16 protein-coding genes are annotated in these 19,644 nt (G+C 33.6%); 7 read left to right on the top strand and 9 right to left on the bottom strand.

All coding sequences use genetic code 11. The features are described from left to right. Positions 1-31: 31 nt before the first annotated feature. On the top strand, positions 32-2,473 hold the full coding sequence (locus tag ABZA65_RS09010; RefSeq protein WP_373072835.1) for an FIST N-terminal domain-containing protein: 2,442 nt from the start codon (positions 32-34) through the stop codon (positions 2,471-2,473). Here the strand turns inward: ABZA65_RS09010 and ABZA65_RS09005 are convergent. The 5 genes from ABZA65_RS09005 to ABZA65_RS08985 are packed head-to-tail and all read right to left on the bottom strand — an operon-like array spanning position 2,470 to position 8,681. After that, on the bottom strand, positions 2,470-4,662 hold the full coding sequence (locus ABZA65_RS09005; RefSeq protein ID WP_373072833.1) for an endonuclease MutS2: 2,193 nt from the start codon (positions 4,660-4,662) through the stop codon (positions 2,470-2,472). The two genes, ABZA65_RS09010 and ABZA65_RS09005, sit on opposite strands and share 4 nt — an antisense overlap. Then, the gene (locus ABZA65_RS09000) at positions 4,653-4,982 is read right to left on the bottom strand and encodes a hypothetical protein (RefSeq protein ID WP_373072831.1); all 330 of its coding nucleotides are present in this window, start codon (positions 4,980-4,982) and stop codon (positions 4,653-4,655) included. The genes ABZA65_RS09005 and ABZA65_RS09000 overlap by 10 nt, the downstream gene beginning before the upstream one ends. A gap of 41 nt (positions 4,983-5,023) precedes the next feature. Continuing rightward, positions 5,024-5,956 carry a hypothetical protein gene (locus ABZA65_RS08995; protein WP_373072829.1) on the bottom strand — a complete coding sequence of 311 codons (933 nt, stop codon included), beginning with the start codon at positions 5,954-5,956 and terminating at the stop codon, positions 5,024-5,026. Between the two features lies 1 nt (position 5,957). Further along, entirely contained in the window at positions 5,958-6,680 is a 723-nt protein-coding gene (locus ABZA65_RS08990; RefSeq protein WP_373072827.1) for an NAD-dependent deacetylase, read from the bottom strand. 21 nt (positions 6,681-6,701) lie between these two features. Continuing rightward, complete coding sequence (locus ABZA65_RS08985; RefSeq protein WP_373072825.1) at positions 6,702-8,681, bottom strand: molybdopterin oxidoreductase family protein; 1,980 nt, start codon at positions 8,679-8,681, stop codon at positions 6,702-6,704. Between the two features lie 148 nt (positions 8,682-8,829). Here ABZA65_RS08985 and ABZA65_RS08980 point away from each other — a divergent pair, with 148 nt between their 5' ends. The 4 genes from ABZA65_RS08980 (at position 8,830) to ABZA65_RS08965 (ending at position 14,766) form a co-directional block, all read left to right on the top strand. Further along, positions 8,830-10,476, top strand: a complete 1,647-nt coding sequence (locus ABZA65_RS08980) for a protein phosphatase 2C domain-containing protein (protein WP_373072823.1) — start codon at positions 8,830-8,832, stop codon at positions 10,474-10,476. A gap of 125 nt (positions 10,477-10,601) precedes the next feature. Further along, on the top strand, positions 10,602-11,882 hold the full coding sequence (locus ABZA65_RS08975) for a nitrate/nitrite transporter (protein ID WP_373072821.1): 1,281 nt from the start codon (positions 10,602-10,604) through the stop codon (positions 11,880-11,882). A 15-nt stretch (positions 11,883-11,897) separates the two neighbouring features. Further along, the gene (cobA, locus tag ABZA65_RS08970) at positions 11,898-13,187 is read left to right on the top strand and encodes a uroporphyrinogen-III C-methyltransferase (protein ID WP_373072819.1); all 1,290 of its coding nucleotides are present in this window, start codon (positions 11,898-11,900) and stop codon (positions 13,185-13,187) included. Continuing rightward, positions 13,171-14,766: a ferredoxin--nitrite reductase gene (locus ABZA65_RS08965; protein WP_373072817.1), complete on the top strand. Its 1,596-nt coding sequence runs from the start codon at positions 13,171-13,173 to the stop codon at positions 14,764-14,766. Before cobA ends, ABZA65_RS08965 begins: the two co-directional genes overlap by 17 nt. Here the strand turns inward: ABZA65_RS08965 and murC are convergent. Genes murC through ABZA65_RS08950 form a run of 3 tightly spaced genes read right to left on the bottom strand, consistent with a single transcriptional unit; the run spans position 14,763 to position 17,726 of the window. Beyond that, the gene (murC, locus tag ABZA65_RS08960) at positions 14,763-16,076 is read right to left on the bottom strand and encodes a UDP-N-acetylmuramate--L-alanine ligase (protein ID WP_373072815.1); all 1,314 of its coding nucleotides are present in this window, start codon (positions 16,074-16,076) and stop codon (positions 14,763-14,765) included. The genes ABZA65_RS08965 and murC overlap by 4 nt on opposite strands. Further along, entirely contained in the window at positions 16,073-16,594 is a 522-nt protein-coding gene (locus ABZA65_RS08955; protein WP_373072813.1) for a hypothetical protein, read from the bottom strand. Before ABZA65_RS08955 ends, murC begins: the two co-directional genes overlap by 4 nt. Further along, entirely contained in the window at positions 16,587-17,726 is a 1,140-nt protein-coding gene (locus ABZA65_RS08950; RefSeq protein WP_373072811.1) for a succinyldiaminopimelate transaminase, read from the bottom strand. Before ABZA65_RS08950 ends, ABZA65_RS08955 begins: the two co-directional genes overlap by 8 nt. 60 nt (positions 17,727-17,786) lie before the next feature. Here ABZA65_RS08950 and ABZA65_RS08945 point away from each other — a divergent pair, with 60 nt between their 5' ends. Together ABZA65_RS08945 and ABZA65_RS08940 are read left to right on the top strand one after the other, a co-directional pair. Next, positions 17,787-18,575 carry a hypothetical protein gene (locus ABZA65_RS08945; RefSeq protein ID WP_373072809.1) on the top strand — a complete coding sequence of 263 codons (789 nt, stop codon included), beginning with the start codon at positions 17,787-17,789 and terminating at the stop codon, positions 18,573-18,575. Continuing rightward, positions 18,576-18,965 carry a cytochrome c gene (locus tag ABZA65_RS08940; protein WP_373072807.1) on the top strand — a complete coding sequence of 130 codons (390 nt, stop codon included), beginning with the start codon at positions 18,576-18,578 and terminating at the stop codon, positions 18,963-18,965. Position 18,966: 1 nt separating this feature from the next. Here ABZA65_RS08940 and ABZA65_RS08935 read toward each other — a convergent pair whose 3' ends face one another. After that, positions 18,967-19,638 carry a ThiF family adenylyltransferase gene (locus ABZA65_RS08935; RefSeq protein WP_373072805.1) on the bottom strand — a complete coding sequence of 224 codons (672 nt, stop codon included), beginning with the start codon at positions 19,636-19,638 and terminating at the stop codon, positions 18,967-18,969. Positions 19,639-19,644: the final 6 nt, after the last annotated feature.

Raw genomic sequence — 19,644 nt, 5'->3', positions numbered from 1 at the left:
CTAAAATTTTGGTTATACAAGGGAGATCAACTTGAGAACTTTTAATACCTATTATAAAGATATTGATGATTTAGATAATTTCATATCAAAAAACTCAATTGATCAACACAAAGATATTCTAGTACAGGTTTTCAGCTCTGTATGCGATGAGAAAACTTTGCAACTACTTACAAGAGATATATTAAAACTACTCCCAAACGCTAAAATAATCGGTGCGACTACAGACGGTGAAATTTTAGGAAAAAACGTAAGTACTGATAAAATTGTTATAAGCATAACAGAATTTAAACATAGCACTTTAAACATATCTGCAGTCGAAAATGATGGCAACAGTTTCGAGTGTGGAGAAAAGTTAGCAAAAGATGTAATACATACAAACACAAAACTTATAATTCTTTTTGCCGACGGTTTGAGTATTAACGGTGAAGATTTTTTAGACGGGGTTAGCAGTGTAAGTAAAGATATTATGCTTGCAGGCGGTATGGCGGGTGACGGTGCCAGATTTAAAAATACTTATGTATTCTCAAACGATAAAGTAATCTCTAACGGAGCAGTCGGTGTATCGATAAACTCCAAAAACCTAAATGTAAAAAATGCATACAGCTTTTTTTGGCAGGAGATCGGTAAAGAGCTTATCGTTACTAAAGTTGAAGATAACAGAGTATATGAGATTAATGGTGTAAGTGCAGTAGATACTTACAGAAAATATTTAGGTGAAGAGGCTGCAAAAAGTTTACCTGCTATTGGAATTGAATTTCCATTAATTTTAAATAAAGACGGTGTAAAAGTAGCACGTGCTGTTCTTGGAAAAGGCGATGACGGCTCTTTGGTTTTTGCAGGGAATTTGCATATTGGAGATAGGGTACATTTTGGATTTGGTAATGCAAATGCAATTTTATCAGAGTCTATACAAATTGGTAAAGAGTTTCATGATACACCTGTTGAGTCAATATTTATATACTCTTGTATGGCAAGAAGAAGGTTTTTAGAAGATGCCATATCTGTAGAGTTAGAACCTCTATCAAAAGTAGCGCCAAGCAGTGGTTTTTTTACATACGGTGAGTTTTTTAAGTCTGATGAACCAGAACTTCTAAATCAAACTATGACTGTAATATCTTTAAGTGAGAGTGATGATGTAAGTAAATATCAACATGAAGAAGATGCAGAGATAGATTCGAAAATTAAGAGTATGAATGCAACAAACAAAGCACTCTCACATTTAATAGATCAAACGACACACGAGTTAAAAGAGACAAATGAAAATCTTGAATCATTAGTAGCTATAAAAACAAAAGAGTTGCAAAATAAAGTAAAAGAACTACAAACTGCATCTAAAGTAAAGTCTGACTTCTTAGCCAGTATGTCTCATGAGATAAGAACACCATTAAATGCTATTTTAGGCTTTGTAGATATTTTAAGAGGTGATGAGAAAGACAAGCAAAGGCAAAAATACTTCAGCATCATCAAAAACTCAGGTAATACTTTACTTACAGTTATAAACGATATACTCGACTTTTCCAAAATAGAATCTGGAAAAATGACATTTGAGAAAAGAAAATTTGCTACCAAAAAACCTTTTAAAGAGATAGGGCTTTTATTTTATGAACGTGCAAAAGAGAAAGGTATAGAGTTAAAGATAAATTTTGACGATAACCTTCCAAGGTTTTTCGTAGGTGATATTGTACGCGTAAAACAGATAGCTTCGAACTTTTTGAGTAATGCCATAAAGTTTACCGATCAAGGCGGTAAAATTACTATGAGTACCCATTATGATAAGCAAAGAGATGTGTTGATCTTTTGTGTTAAAGATACAGGCTCAGGAATAGACAAAAAAAACCTTGATAAAATTTTTGAAGCGTTCACTCAAGCTGATAGCTCAACTACTAGAAAGTATGGTGGAACTGGTTTAGGTCTTTCTATATCTGCAACACTTATAAAAGCAATGAATGGAACTATAGATGTTCAAAGTGAACTTGGAAAAGGTAGTGAATTTTGTTTTTATCTGCCTTTAGTTGAAGCTGATGAAGATGCTGAACACGAACATTCAAAAGAGGCTTTAGCTAAACTGTATATGCATAATAAGCTTAGCGGAAACGTTTTACTTGTTGAAGATAATGAAACAAATCAAATACTTGTAAATCTTCTTTTAGACAAAGTTGATTTACAAGCGGACCTTGCTAACAATGGTTTAGAAGGTGTTAATATGTTTAATGACAAAAAGTATGACTTAATTCTTATGGATGAAAACATGCCTAAGATGAACGGTATAGAAGCTACAAAAGTTATACGTGAGATAGAGAAAGAAAAGTCACTAAGCCCTACACCTATTGTTGCTCTAACGGCAAATGCTCTTTCAGAAGACAAAGACAGATTTATAAATGCAGGGATGGATGATTTTATTGCCAAACCTATTGAATATGAAACTTTTGTAAAAATTCTTCATAGGTTTTTAGCTTGTAAAATAGATAGTTAAAGGTAAACTATCTTAGCTCCAAAACCGCCAAGATGAGGTGGTGCGTCAGTAAAGCTTTTGACCCTTGGATGAGCTGTTAGGAAGTTTTTAACTGCATATGACAGCTTACCTGTTCCAATACCGTGATAAACTATAACTTCATCCCAGCCGTTCATAAGAGCATCGGATAAAAACTTATCCAGTGTCTCACATGCCTCATCTGCACGCATACCGTGCAAGTCACATTTAAGACCAGCTTTTTTCTCAACTTGCACTTTTACATCTGATTGAGGTTTTTGTTTTATTATTTGTGTCGGTTTGAGTTGTTTTGTCTTAACGCGCACAGTCATGCCGTTTACTTCTACAATGGCTTCTTTATTGCCTTTAAGAGCTTTGATAGTTCCGCTTTGGGAATGGTATTTTACCTGATCGCCTACACTAAAGACTATATCTCTTTTTATCTCTTCTTTTTGCTCTTTAGGCAGATTTTTATTTGCTTTATTCATAGCACGGTGAATAGCCTGTGTATCACCAGCACGTGCAGCTGATTTTGCTTCATTTATTGCAGCTTCATAACTACGTTTAAGTGCAGATTTTTGTTCATCAAGCTCTTTAAAAAGATCTTCTCTTAAAGCTTTTAGTTCTTGCTCTTTTTTATTAAGCTCTTCAAGTTTCTCATCTACTTTTATATGTTTTTGTTTTAACTCACGCTCAAGCTGGCTTCCACGCTCTATAAGAAGGTTTAGTTTTTCACTATTGTCGCCGTATACGCTTTTAGCCTCTTTAACTATATGCGGTGCTATACCGTAACGGCTTGCCGTTTCAAAAGCATAACTCTTACCGATGATCCCATGCATAAATTCATATGTCGGTTTTCTAGCATCTTCATCATATATGGCAGCCATAAGCTCAACATCATCACGATCAGCCATAAGTGCTGCAAGACGCTTATGGTGAGTGGTTACTATAATCTTTTGATTTTTCTTTATAAGCTCATCAAGTATAACTTTAAATAAAGCTGCAGCTTCATCAGAGTCTGTTCCAAGCTCAATCTCATCTACTCCGACAAGTGCATCACGCTGAGTGAAGATCTGAGAGAATTGTTGCATTCTTCCAGCAAATGTAGAGATGTCATTTTTAACATTTTGCGGATCATCTATTATTGAGAGAATCTTCTTAAAATTTCCAATTGAGCTTTTATTCTCATTTAGCTTCATTGGGATCATATACTTTGCCATAAATGCACTAGATAAAAGAGATTTTAGAAGCATAGTTTTACCACCGGCATTTACACCTGTAATCATAAGAACATTTTTACTAAAGTCTACGTTTACAGGTTTTGCATTATGCAGGGCAGGGTGGATAAAATCTTTTAAAATTATATTTGAATTTTTTTGAGATTTTACAATTTGGAGATTTTGACTTTTTGCAAATAAAACCCTTGCCTGATAATTATCAAAACGTGAAAACTCTTTGTCTATAAAGTTGATAAAGGGCTGCAACTCACTTAGTTTAGTAGAGAACTCTTGGGAATATCTGTAAAAGATAGCTTCACGCTCTTGGTTTATATAGCGGATCTGCTCTTTGGCTTTTAAAATAGAATCAGGTGATACATAAAAACCTCCACTGCTACTACGTCCAACTACTGCACCTTTTAGTACATGGTTAAAACCACCGCGAACTAAAAGGCAGTCTTCGTTGTTTACAAAGTGAAGTTGTGTGTCCATAAGATAAGGTGCAACTTTAGATGAAGAGACTAGACGTTTAAGTGAAACGGATATATTATTTTTTTGCTCTTTTACTCTCTGGCTTAGAGAAAAAAGCTCTTGGTCTAAATTTTCTTCAAACTTTCCATCATTTGTAAAGTATTTTTCAACTTCTAAAAACTGTTCAGGAAATTCGAACTTTTCCATCCATTCGCCTATAATTCCTTCTATATCACGGTTTTTAAAATAACGAAAGTAGCGTACAACTTTTACAATCTCAAAAATTTGTTCAAAGTTAAGTACACCGTGTTTTTTAAGATGCTGTTTTATATTTGCAAAATCAGACACTTTTGGAGGAGCATTAAACTCCAACTTATCAAGTGCTTTTATGTAGCGAAAATGTAGTTCTTGATCACCTTCTATAAAGAGATCATCATTGCGGGAGAAAAAGCTTTTAAACTGAGCTATATGCTCGTTTAAATCTAACTGAGAGATTATTTGCATGAAGATACGCTGAACATTTGTCCGTAATTTGGAGTATTTTCTCTTCCTATAAAAGTGTATGTACCCGTACTTAAGTCATATAGGCTTGAATTGACATCAACACCTTCGCAATCAACAGTTTTACCTTGGTTAAACTTAGTTACAACTGCCATCATGTTATCTCTTTGTGCGTCTGAATAAGTATTAAATGCAATAGCGCTTAAAATGATTGCAAGAACAATCCCTGATGTGATAATTTTTTGTTTGTGGTTAAGTTCAGTAAAGTAGTGAAGACTTAGAAAAAAAAGTCCTACAACTACCAATCCAAGAATATATGCCAAGAAAAAATCCTATATTTATATTTTTATTATTATATCAAAAATTATTTTACATATTTTGCATAAAATATTGCAAAAGGTATCTGTATAAGATACGACATCATAATAGGTATAAGCATAGTTACACCAAATGAAGCTATAGAAAAACTAGCAATGATAAGTGCTAGAGTTATATAGCGTGTTGTCGTAAACCAAAATGCCGAACGCTCCTCTGGGTCTGAAATGTCAAAAGTAAACTTAGCAATTAGAAAGTTTCCTATGTAAAATGCAGATATAGCATAAAATGACATAGCTATAAGTTCCGGTTCAAAGTCATAAACTTCAAAAAGTAGTTGAGAGTTTTGCAATGCAAAAAGAAACGTAATAATTATAAATATACTTACATTGCTGATAATCGGGCGATACTTATTTATAAAGTTTACTACAGGGGTCATAAAAATAAGAATTCTGCTCAGAATTAACGGAACAACTATAAGGTACAAGATTACAGCGTTGGCAAAACCTGTAAGAGAGTTGTTTGAATCTGCATAAAACTCTCCAAAATAACCCTCTGTATATACAGCAAACAGGTGAAGCATTAAAAGAGATAAAGAGATGAATATAATGTTTATAAAAAGAAGTATGAAACCTAAAGAGGTATTTGAATCTGTTTTTTTAACCCAGTACATAACCATACCGCCACCACTTAGTACAGAGAGTGCAAAGACACCAGCAGCTATACCGAAGTCTTTTGTTGCAAGACCTATTGCTAGTGCAAGTGCAGGAAGAGCTATAAAGTTTACTACCAAACTTTTAAAAATTATTTTTTTATGCGTTAAAATCAGTTTAATATCTTTTAGTTTAACATTAAAGAGTGTAGGCATGATTAGAGTTACACCTGCAAATAAACATATTTTAGACGTAAACTGCAGACCTTCTGTATTGTAACCGTAAGTTAGTCCTAAAATTGCCGCCACTAGCACTAAAATTATTTGCATATTATTCTATCTCCCAAAACTCTTCAATGTCGGCTTCTATTTTTTCAATAGCCGAAGTTGCATTTTCGTAGTATACTCTATCAAACTGAGAATCATCTATATATGGTGATATTTCGAGGTTATTTAGTATTTTTTTGCAATCCATAAGTTCTAAATTTGCACTTATCTGAATAACATTGCCAAGTGTACCTATAACAACTGCTATTGAATCTTCATTTTGCAGATATTCAAACGCTGAGTACATATCCATATATTTTGGAGCCTGACCACCAAAGAAAACAACATAAGGTTTTATATGAGAATTTCCGCATTTAGGGCACTGCTCACCAATAGTAAACTCTTTGTATCCAATATCAAACACATTGTTACAACTCATGCAGTGCATCTTGGTAAGCTCTCCATGGACATGGATAACATCACGGCATCCTGCACGCTCAAACATATCATCTACATTTTGTGTGATCACTATACAGTCGTCTTGGTATTTTTCTTTGATTTGGGCTACTATTTCGTGGGCTAGATTTGGTTCAACATCAGCTAATTGAACTCTTCTTTGGTTATAAAACTTATGAACCTGTTCGTAGTTTTTTTCCCAAGTATATTGATTGCAGATCTCTTCAATACTGTGGTTTTCCCACAGCCCGTCTGCATCTCTGAAGGTTTTGATTCCACTCTCGGCACTAATACCGGCACCAGAGAATATAACTATCTTTTTTTCTTTCATAAAAAGATTTTAACAACTATTTTATAATTTTTCAATTTTTACGGCAGAATGGTTATAATCAGGCTCTAGTGAATCTTTATCTAAAAGATCATTAGTAAGATAGTTTATGTCCCTATTACTTATTGGTATAAAGATATTTTTCTCTAAAATATCCTCTGTAATAAGTACCTTTGTCTTTATACTACCACGTCTTGAACTAACTTGAATTTCATCGCCATCTTCAAGTCCGAGTTGTTTAGCATCATTTGGGTTCATCTCACAGAAGTTCAATTCTTTGAACTTTAAAAGAGTTGTAGGAAGATTTGTTTTTGTACCTGTATGCCACTGATCACGTGTCCTACCTGTTAAAAGTATATATGGATATTCCAAGTTTGTTTTTTCACTCAGGAGTTTGTTTTCCACATAAAACAGATTTCCTTTTTTATCAGGTGTAAGATATGTTTTTATATCTTCACCCCAAATGAATGGTTTAAAAGAGATGTCATCATAGTCAAGTTTATGTATATCCATATGATCATTTAATTTCGTCATCTCTTGATATTCTTGAAATATCTCTTTAGGATTTTTAAAGTTAAATGCATCGTTGAAACCAAGCTCTTGTGCTATAAGTTGAAATATCTCCCAATCAGGTTTACAGTCAATCGAACGACGAGTAAGCCTCTCTTGTTTTGTAATAGTTCTATCAAGATTTGTCTGAGTACCTTCTTTCTCACCCCAAGGTGCAGCAGGAAGTCTTACGTGTGCATATTTTGAACTCTCGGAGTTTTCATATGCATTTATCTCAACTACAAACGGTATCTTGCTTATAAAATCTTCTACCTTGTTTCTGTTTGGTAGATGATATACAGGGTCAGTATGAGCGATTATAAGTACGTCCAGTTTTGCTTCCATCATCTGTGTAGCAGTAAGACCAGGTTTGTTGTCTATCTTGTCTGTCTTCCAAAACTTAGATACTTTTTCAATACTCTCTTTATCAAAGCCGAGATGCACTGCAAGCATGGTAGATAGTCCACCGACTTCACGGCCACCCATGGCATTTGGCTGACCTGTAAGACTAAGTGGACCATTTCCTTCTTTAAATATTTTTCCTGTTAGTAGGTGCGTGTTTAAGAGTGCTAAATTTTTATCAACCCCTTGAACAGATTGATTGAGCCCCATAGTCCAAGCTGTAATTATATTTTCACTAGATATATACAGATCAAAAAATTGATCAAACTGCTCTTGCGAAAGTCCCGTTCTTTTTAGCATCTTCGTAACTGGAGCACGCTTGAATTTATTTTTTAAAAGTTCAAAGTTATTTACATTTTCTTCAACATATTCTTTATTGTATAGTTCTTCATCTATTAGTTTTTTAGATACTAGGTTAAAAAAATCAATATCGCTTCCTGCTTTTATACTTAAGTGAATATCAGCAAGTTTTGCTGTTTCAGTATAGCGAGGGTCAATTACTACTATTTTAAGACCTTGTTTTTTCGCTTTTTTTATCTGGTTATGAAAAACTACATGAGCCTCAGCTGTATTTGCACCTGCAAGAATCAATAAGTCAGACTTGAATATATCATTCATTCTTAGAGGTACAAAATCAGCACCTATAGCTTTTTTATATGCAACTACGGCACTTGACATACATGTACGAGAGTTTGTGTCTACATTGTTTGTACCTATAAAGCCTTTACCGAGTTTGTTCGCAATATAGTAATCTTCTGTTAGAAGCTGACCTGAGAGATAAAAGCCTATTTTATTTTTATCTGTAGATTTTATTTTATCGGCTATGATTTTTATAGTCTCATACCATGTTGATATACGATACTCTTCATCAATACTCTCTCTTAATTTTGGACGTAGAAGCCTTGAAGGTGTGTCTAAACTTATAAGCTCTGAAATACCTTTTGAACAGAGTTTTCCTTCATTTGTAGGGTATGTTACATCTCCAATCAGTTTTTGTTCATCGTATTCTATACCACAACCAACACCACAATATCCACACACTGACTTAATCATTTAGTCTCCAAAATTTTATAACTTCAAAAGTATAGCACAAAGTTTATGTAAAATTAAGTACTATATGTATAGAATTTATACAATTTATGACTTAAAAAATACTATATAATGTAAAATTAAGAAAATATTTCATGTGCAAGGTTTATTAATGGCTAAAGAACAAATTAGAAAAACTGGATTTTCATTAGCAAAAGGGAAAGAGTTAACTGGTGATGATTTTTACGATGTTAAAACTATTGGAAATCTAACTTTAGCAATAGTATGTGATGGAGTAGGTAGTGCAACTGAAGGTGCTGCAGCGGCTAAGCGTGTAACAAACTATATGATGAATAATTTTAAGATACGTCCAAAGTCATGGACTATTGAGAAAAGTATACTGACTTTTATAAAATCTATAAATGATATATTATATAAAGAATCACAGATTAATTATGAATCCAGTGAACTTGTTACAACTCTGACAATAGTTGCTATTGAAGGAAATCGCATATATGGAGCTAATGTTGGAGACAGCAGGGTATATTTGCAAAGAGATAATAAACTAACCCAACTATCAGAAGACCATTCTATGAATGAAAAGGGATATGAAAATGTACTTACTCAAGCCATAGGTATATCACAGAGTGTAGAACCATATTATTTTGAAAATACTCTGCAAAAAAGTGACAAGATATTACTTTGTAGTGATGGTCTTTATAATGTATTGGATAATGAGGCATTAGAATCATCTATAAATCTTGGAGCACATACACTTGTTAAAAAAGCATCTAAATTAGTTGAGAATGATCTACCTGACGATACTACTGCAATTGTACTAGATATATTAGAAGCAGATGATATAGATATACTAAAACATCAAGATCTTTTAATATACCAGACACTAAAAGAATGTGATGTAATTGATGGTTATGAATTAAAAAGATCTCTAGTTCAAAACAACAGGACTTGGCTTGTTAGAAAAAAGACAAAAGAGTATGTATTAAAATATGCGCCAAGTGAATGTATTGATGATGAGGGTGTACTGGATCTGTTCGTAAAAGAGGCTTGGAATGCAAAGCGTTTAAAAGCTGACTTTTTTCCTAAGGCTGTGATTCCAAAAAACAGAACTCATAGATACTATGTTATGCAACTTTTTAAAGGTGATGATCTCTCTACGTATTTAAAAGATAAAAAACTATCTATTGAAGAGAGTATAAAGCTTGCCAATATGCTTATAGATATGTCACAGTATCTTTTAAAATATGATTTGGTTCATGGAGATATAAAACCTGCAAATGTGATTGTATTAAAAAATGAAGATGGTACACTTGAGTATAAAAGTATAGATTTTGGAAGTATTACAGAAATATTTTCAAACAATTCACGAGCAGGTACACCTAGCTTTTTATCACCTGAAAGGTTTGAAAACGAATCTATAAGTGAGACTAGTGAAATATTTTCCATAGGTGTAACACTATATTATGCATTAACCGGAAAATATCCATATGGTGAGATAGAACCTTTTCAATCTCCTATATTCAAAAATGCAAAAAAACCTAGCTTTTATAACAAAAATATTCCTGATTGGCTTGACAGTGTAATACTTCGCGCAATATCTATAGATAAAGAACAGCGCTATATGCATTATTCAGAGATGAACTTTGAACTAAACAATCCAAGTAAGGTTGAACCGTATTTTGCAAAAAATATATCTTATATGCAGAGAAGCCCTACAACATTTTACAGAGTTGGTTTTGTAAGCATGGCAATTATAAATATGATACTACTATTATATATAGGCTATTTAAAGTCATAGTTAATGTAATTTTAAAGTTATTGTATATAATTTATACAATAATATGTCAAAATAGTGCTCAAATACATGTTATAATACTGACATCAATAACTACTTAATGTAAAATTAAGTTAAAAGGAAAAAAGATGGCAGGATTAAAAGATCTGAAAGGGCAAGGACATACACCGACATTGTTCATGGCTTTTTTATATTTTGATATGAGTTTTATGGTTTGGACAATGTTAGGTCCATTAAGTACTGAAATATCTGAAGCTTTAGCTTTAGGTGGACATATTATGACAGCAGGTGAGAAAGCTACACTTCTATCTTTACCTATACTTTCAGGTGCACTTCTAAGAATACTTCTTGGTTTTGGTGTTGATAAACTAGGTGCTAAGCTTACAGCGATGCTTGCTCAGTCAGTTGTAATTATTGCTCTTTTAACTGCTTATTTACAAGGTAATAGCATCACATACGATACACTACTTTTAGTTGCTCTTGGACTTGGTTTTGCCGGTGCTTCTTTTGCTGTAGCTCTGCCTCAAGCTGGTCAATGGTATCCGCCTAAACTACAAGGTGTTGTTTTAGGTATAGCAGGGGCTGGTAACATAGGTGTTGTAATTGACTTCTTATTTGCTCCTAAAATCGCTGAGTTATGGGGATGGGAATCTGTTTTTGGTGTTGGTGCAGCTATGGCTATAGTTGTATTGATTGCTTATGCATTCTTGGCTAAAAATGCTCCTGCTGAGGTTTATACTGCTAATCCTAAAAAACTTAAAGATTACGGAAAACTTCTTAAAGATAAAGATACTTGGTGGTTTAATCTTTTCTATGCTGTAAGTTTTGGTGGATTCGTTGGTTTTGCAGGATATATGAAAGTGTATCTTATGAATACTTACCAAGCAGATATGAGTGCATTTGGTATAGATATCTTAGATGAGAGTAATGTTAAAGTTATAGCTGGTTACTTTGGAGCACTTTGTATATTTGCAGGTGCTGTTTTACGTCCGGTTGGTGGAGCGATTGCTGATAGACTTGGTGGTGTTAAATCTTTATACATCTTCTTTGGTACTGTAACTGTGTTAGCAATAATAAATGCTTCTGTAACACTTCCATTTGGTGTAGCTATACTAGTTCTGTTTTTAATCATGGCTAACTTAGGTATGGCAAACGGTGCAGTTTTCCAACTTGTTCCTCAACGTTTTGGTAAGGACATTGGTATTATGACTGGTATTATTGGTGCAGCAGGTGGTCTTGGTGGTACAGCCCTTATCAAAACTCTTGGTTGGAGTAAAGGTGCATTTGATGGTTATACAGTTGGATTTATGATATTTGCAGGTGTTGTTATAGTTGCTATTAGCGGTATCTCTTTAGTTAAGACTAGATGGAGAACTACTTGGGGTGTTCAAGCTGGCGGAAGAATCTAATTTGAAGGATATATGATGAAGTATACTACATTACCAATCGTTTTAAAAAACCAAAAAATTATCTTAATTGGGGGTGGAAAAGTAGCACTACAAAAAGCAGAGGTAATGCAGAGAAACTCAGTGAAGTTTTCATGTGTATCTTCTGAATATATCAAAGAATTCGAAAATATTAAGGTTTCAAAGACTCAAAAATATTTTGAGATAGAAGATATTGAATCATATAGTATCGTAGTTGATGCTACTGGTTCAAAAGATGTAATGAATAGACTTTTGGCACATAAACACAAAAAGAATTTTTTATATAACTGTGTAGATGTCCCAGAAGTTTGTGATTTTTTCTTTGCAGCACTTATAGAATACGGTGCATTAAAGGTTGCAGTATCATCAGCAGGTGCAAGCCCGACACTTGCTAAGTCTGTAAGAGATAAGATAAAAAGAGTTCTTCCAAAAGAGCTTGAGAATCTAAACACTGAACTCAAAAACGAGCGTGATAGCGGGATAATAGATATAAAAAAAGCAAAACAAAAAGCAAATAAAATGCTTGGAAAAGTAACACTTGTAGGTTGCGGTACAGGTGATGTTGATCTGCTTACTATTAAAGCATATAAAACTATACAAGAGGCTGATGTTGTATTTATTGACCACTTAATAAGCGAAGAGATAAAAGAGATAATCCCAAAAGACACGATGAAAATAAATGTGGGTAAAGAAAAGGGTTCACACAGTGTCAAACAAGAGAAGATAAATGAGATGCTTATAGATTATGCATCTAAAGGTCTAACTGTAGCTAGATTAAAAGCAGGTGATCCATATATATTTGGTCGTGGGGCAGAGGAAGCTCAGGCTTTGATAAAAGAGCAGATTCGTGTAGATGTCATACCTGGTATATCTTCAGCTATTGCTGGTCCTCTTAGTGCTGGTATTGCTCCAACAGCAAGAGGATATGCAACAAACTTATCAATTGTATCTGCTCATTTGGCTGGAAACAGAATTAATACTCAGTGGATAGATCTGCTGAAGATAAAGAATCACACGACTATAGTTCTTATGGGACTATCACGTGCAGATGAGATAGTCGAATATGCACTTAAAGAGGGAATAGATGAAAATATGCCTACGGCTATTATTTCTAATGCTTCAAGACCAAATCAGAGTAGAGTAATAACTACTCTAAAAGATTTACCAAAAGCAGCATTAGATGCACCAAGACCTGGAATAATTGTTTTTGGTGATGTAGTTAATTTACATAGTGTATTACCTCAGTATGAAATAAAGATGGAGAATGAAAATGCAAAAATTGCATGATGCTTATCAAGCTAGAAGTAAAAAAGAAAATAAAATTGAGCAGATTAAAAAGTTAAAAACACCTACTAGTATTTATAAGAATTTAAAAACTATTTGTGAGTCTGGTTATGAGAATCTAAAAGATGAAGATAGCAAGTACTTTTTAAAATGCTTTGGACTCTTCGATAAGGGTGATGGCAAGTTTATGATACGTGTTCGTATTCCAGCTGGTCAGCTAAATATTGAACAAGCTCTAATGATAGGTGAGATATCTAAAGAGTTTGGTGAAGATTACATAGATATAACTACACGTCAGCAAATAGAACTGAGATTCATAAAGTTTGAGAACCTATATACTGTTTTAACTAAATTAGATTCTGTAGGGATAACAACATTTCAAACAGGGGTTGATAACTTTAGAAATATAGTCACATCTTCTTTTGATGGGCTAAGCGAAGATTCTATAATTGAATGTATGCCAATTATAGAAGATCTGCAAAGTATATTTTTGAAAAAAGAGGAATGGAATAGTGTACTTCCTCGTAAGTTTAATACCGCAATACTTGGTACAAAAACAAATGACTGTAATATTTTTGGACATGATTGCTGTTTTATACTAGCTAAAAAAGATGACAAAATAGGTTTTAATTTTTACCTTGGTGGTCGAGTTGGTATGCAGGCAGAAGATAGTGGTCTATTCGTTAATGTAGATGATGTAAAAGAGGTGTATATATCTGTAATAAATCTATTCAGAGAGTTTGGTTTTAGAGATAACAGAAACAAAAACCGCCTGCACTTTTTGATCGAGGCTGTTGGAATGGAAGCATTTAGAGATGCAATAATTAAAACAACTAAAGCAAAACTAGATAATTCAGGAGAATTATTATTAGAGAACGAACATAAAGTTCCTCAAAGTGGAGCTACTAAACTCAAAGATAATAAGTCTGCACTTTTATTTAGTATTCCATCTGGTATTTTCTCAGGATCTGATCTTATAAGAGTTGCAGAACTTTCAAAACCTATGGGGGCTCAAATACGACTATCTGTTGAGCAAAGTTTTTACATAGTTTGTAGCGATATGTATATATATGCTTTAAAACAAAGTGATATATATGCAAAATATTCAAATTATCAGAATACTTACTTTGTAAATCAGGTGGCTTGTGCAGGTACTGCAACATGTGCTTTTGGTGTAATTCCAAATAAACCAGATGCTATAGAGATGGCAGAATTTTTAAATAAGGAGGTACCACTAGAGGACGCAAAGGTAAGAATGTACTGGTCTGCATGCCCAAAAGGATGTGGAATTCACGGTATTGCAGATATTGGTTTTGAAGGATGTAAAGCCAAAGATGAAAATGGGGAAACATGTTATGGTGTGCATATACTTTTAGGTGGAAAAGCTTCTTTTGAAGCAAAAGAAGCAAGAGTTATATATAAATCTGTACCTTTGAGTGATGCTAAATATAAAGTGAAAAAAATTTTGCGTATGTATCAAAGTTTAAGAGAAGCAGGGGAAAGTTTCGAAGCTTTTGATACAAGGGTGTTAAGTCATTTAGATAATGACAAATTATTAGAGGATATAGAAGGTTATAATTAACCTGCACCTCTAATTTGGTAGGTAATATCACCTGCACCAAAACCTATTATTAGACCGTCATTTAGAGTTTTTAAATCTTCTTTGTCTTTAACTATAGTTATGTTGTTGTTCGCACGTTTTATATTGTCGGCCATTGTAAGGTTGTACTTTGAAAATTCTTTTATAAAGTCTATATCGCGTGTAGCTTCACCCGCTGACCAAACAGGTAGGATAATAAGCTCATCTGCACCTTCAAAACATTTTGTAAACTCTTCTAAATTATCGATAGTACGAGAGTATTTATGTGGTTGCCAAATAGCTGTGATTTTACTAAAACCTTTAAGCATAGCATACTCTTTTACAGAGTTGAATGTCGCTTTGATCTCAGTTGGATGATGACCGTAATCATCAATAATTACACTGTTAAGTTCACTTCCAACAATGTCAAAACGTTTTTTGATCCCTTTAAATTTTAAAAGGTTCTCTCTTATCTCTTCAATATCCATAGATTCGTGTGCAGCTAAAATAGCTAACGATGCATCTAGCGCTATATGTTTTCCAAAGCCCCAAACTTCAAAAGTTCCTAGATTTTTAAGAGTAAAACGAGTATGTGGTTCATCATCTTTTAAAACATATTCTATATTTGTTATATCTTTACTCGGGTATAACCATGCAGCATCTATCTCATGTACAAGTGAACTTAAAAAAGGATCTTCTGCATTTAATACACGACATTTTGCTGATTTTATAAATGTTTTATATGAATCATAAAATCTGTCATAGTTATAGTCATAATATTCCATGTGTTCAGGTTCTGCGTTTATAACTATTGAACAGTAAGGATTTGAGTTTAAAAAGCTTCCGTCACTCTCATCAGCTTCAAAGATCATGACATTGTTATCTTCTTCATAACGAACATTTGATCCGAATGATTTTGATTCAGCACCGATGATAGATGAACCACACATAATAGAAGCTAAAATTGCCGTAGTAGTACTTTTCCCGTGAGCACCTGCTACAGAGTATACTTTTCTATCAGCTAGTATATCTTTTAATGCTTCGCGACGTGCTAGAACTTTAATGCCTTTTTTATTGGCAGCTATAATCTCTGGATTATCAGGACGAATTATTGCAGAGTGGATAACCAAGTCTTGGTCTTTAATCGCATCTGCAGAGTGAGGAACAGTAACTTCTATTCCAAGTGAGCGTAATTTTTTAGTTATTTTTGTATCACTTATATCAGATCCACTTACTTCATGACCTTGAAAACGCATATATTGCGCCAGACCAGAAATTCCAATACCGCCTATTCCAATAAAGTGTATTTTCATTCGTCGTCCTCTGTTGTTTGAGACTTATCTAGCAACTTCTGTGCCTCATTTGTAAAAGCACTTATATAAAAAGTTCCGGCCGCTTGAGTAGCATTAACATCGGCAATTTTATCTATAAAGTTTTCCAGTGAAATTCCTTCACCTGCCGCTGCCCAGTGCATTTTAAGTGCATCTGAGAATTTTTGATCGTTTGTAAGACCTGCTAGAACTTCAAAAAGTGCTGCAGCATCTTTGGCAGAGCCTGCACTATAGTTCTCAACTGCATATTCATAAAGTGCGCGAACAGTTGCAAAGTCTTGCACCTCCTGCATATCCATTCTCACGTGAGCTTCAAGTGTTTGGGTAAGTCTCTCTAAAGCAAGATCTAAAATATTTTGATAATAACCATGAAGAACTTCTTCTGCTAAAAGTTCGTTTGCATCATGTTCTAGAATATAAAGTGAAGCTATATCCCCGTTTTTTTGAGCACTTAAGATTTTTTCTTTTAACTCTTCAACTTTTTTATCGGGATTAGCCATTTATACATTCCTTAATTCTATTTAGTGCATCTTTTGTTTTTTCTTCATTTTCAACCAAAGCTATACGTACATAACCAATACCAGGATTTTCACCGTTTACGTCTGTACGGGCAAGGTATTCACCTGGAAGAACTTTAACATTGTATTTTTCATATAACTTCTTAGTAAACTCTATAGCATCGTCAACTTTCAGCCATATATAAAATGTAGCTTCTGGCATATCAATATCTAAGATCTCTTTAGCCAATTTAAAATTGTTTTTATATACCTCTCTTGCCTGAGCTACATGCTCTTCATCTCTCCAAGCTTCAGCTGCCGCACTTTGAAGTGGTAGAGGTGCTGCACAACCTATGTATGTACGGTATTTCATATACTCTTTTAAGATCTCTTCATCACCTGCAATGAAACCGTTTCTAAGCCCCGGTGCAGATGAGCGTTTTGAGATAGAGTTGATTACAAGTGTATTTTTAAACTCTGGATTACCTGCATGAACAGAAGCTTCAAGTAATGAAGGAATTTTCTCACCTGTATAGATTTCAGAATAACACTCATCATTTAAAAGTATAAAGTTGTGTTTTAGTGCCATCTTAACCCACTGAGCTAGTTCATCTAATGTTAAAACAGAGCTTGTAGGATTGTTTGGAAAGTTTATAATAACCAGATCGCACTTAGCCAATACATCTTCGTCTATCTCAGCTTTAAAATTGTTTTGCTCATTTAGATTTATGTGAATTATGTTTGCACGTGAAGCAATAGCCGCACCTTCATAGATCTGATAAAACGGATTTGTAAAAGCCATAGTAGGCTCTTTTATATCAAAAAGTAAAAACTGTGGAAAGTTAAAAAGTACTTCACGTGTTCCAAAAGTAGGGATTATTTGTTCATCTTTAAGTTCAACGCCAAAACGTGTTTTTACAAATTCGATTTGAGCATCTCTAAGATCAGCTTCACCGCTTGTCTTTGGATATTTTTTTAATAAACTTGTATTGTTTGACAATGAATCCTGTATAAACTGAGGCGTTTCAAATTGAGGTTCACCGATAGTTAAAATACTAGGCTCATAATTTTTATTTGGTATAATGTTTAACAATAAATTGTTTAATTTTTCAAATGGATATGGTTCAAAGTTCATCTTAATTTACTTGTGTTTAAATTGATGCAATTATATCCAAAATTAATAAGGGTGAGTTTAATGAAAATATTCTTGAGTATTGTACTTGTTCTTATAGCCTTGTTTGCGCTGTTTTTCGAAGTAGATAAAAGTGCGATGGAACTATACTATCAAAGCTTCGATCGGGCTGTTTATTCATTTGCTCTAGCTAAGGGTTTAAACGCAGTTATATCTGTTATTCAAAGCTCTGAAATAAATGTGAGTTTTTTTGTCGGTGCTACTGTCGGACTTGGAGAGATACTTGATCCTTTAAACGATATGGTAGAGAGATTTTCTTGGATAATGCTTGCTTCATCTGTATCTATAGGTATTCAGCATCTTCTGTTGTTACTAGGAAAAACACTTTTTTTAAAAACTGTTTTAATAATTGGTCTTGTTATAACTTTCTTGCTTATATGGGTAAAAAAGATTCACAACTCATTCGCCTTTATTCTCTCTTTAAAAATTGTTGTACTGCTTCTTGTTTTACGCTTTGGTGCGGTAACTTTCGTTTATGTTAATGAAGCTTTTTATAACAACTTATATGCAGAAAATTATGCAAATTCCACAAAGTTTATAAGCAGTTATAAAAATGATCTTGAAGAGATCCAAAAAGACAAAGAGGAACTAAATGGTTATTGGGAAAAGTTTGAACGTAAGATGGAAGTTTTTTCAAAAAAAGTCATTAAACTTATAACAATGTTTGTCGTAACTACGATCATATTTCCACTTGTATATTTATGGTTTTTAATACTACTTGTCAGATGGACATTTAATTTAAAGTTTGATAGTGATAAGATAATGATTATGTTAAATAAGAAAGGATTTTAGATGAAGATTTTAATTGCTGTATCAATAGCTTTTTTATTGGTTGGATGTAATGCTGAAGAGCAAACTAAAAAAATGCCTGAAAAAGAGAGTGTTAAAACACAGGAGAAAGAACCAACAGGCATTAAAAGTACAATAGCTCCCGTTAGAATTGTTTCAGGAAAAAGTCTGTTTTCAAAATGTACGTCTTGCCACGGTGAAGATGCTTCTCAAAAAGCTTTAGGAAAGAGTCAGGTTATAAAAGGGTGGAGTGTTGAGAAGTTAACAAATGCAATAGAAGGTTATCAAAACGGAACATATGGGGGAGATATGAAAGGTATGATGCGGGTTCAGGTAAAAGATCTAAATTCTGTAGATATAAATATTATAAGTAACTATATTTCTAAACTCTAAATTAACTTTTAGGTAATCCAAATTTTTGGGTTACCAATTCCCCTTCATCATTGAAAAGTAGATAATAAAGCATATCTTTTTTAACACTAAGCCCGGCTAAATATCTAAGTGCCAAGTTTGCCTGAAGAGATGCAATATGCATAACTATAGGGGCCGCTATCCCTGCAGGAGTTTTATTTGTTATTTTAAAGGCATCGCTAAATGATGATTCTTCTATAAAACAAACCTGACCGTGAAAAGCTTCAACACTGCCGTAAACCCATGGTAAGTTCTTCTTTTTTGCATAAGTGTTTATATCCGCACGTGTAGGAAGGTTGTCAGTTGCATCTATTATAAGATCAACTTCAATATTTTTTTCTGCCCAAGCTTTAAAATCACAGTTGTGAGAGAATGCTTTTACGTATGGACATCTTTGTTCGATTATCTTGGCATTTATCTCTGCTTTATTTTTACCTTCATCTTTGACTTTAAATGCAATTTGACGATGAACGTTATGTATGCTTACTTCATCAAAATCAATCATATGGATCTCACCGATGCCGCTGGCACCAAGTGCATATGCAAGTGAACTACCAAGTCCACCTGAGCCGATTATGGCAATTTTTTTATTTAAAAGCTTTAATTGTGTCTCTTCTCCCCACAGTTGAACCTGGCGATGAAAGTATTGCATCATGATAAA

The sequence above is a fragment of the Sulfurimonas sp. genome (assembly GCF_041583195.1).
In the GTDB taxonomy this organism is placed as follows: Bacteria; Campylobacterota; Campylobacteria; order Campylobacterales; family Sulfurimonadaceae; genus Sulfurimonas.
This window is presented reverse-complemented; position numbering and strand designations above follow the sequence as displayed.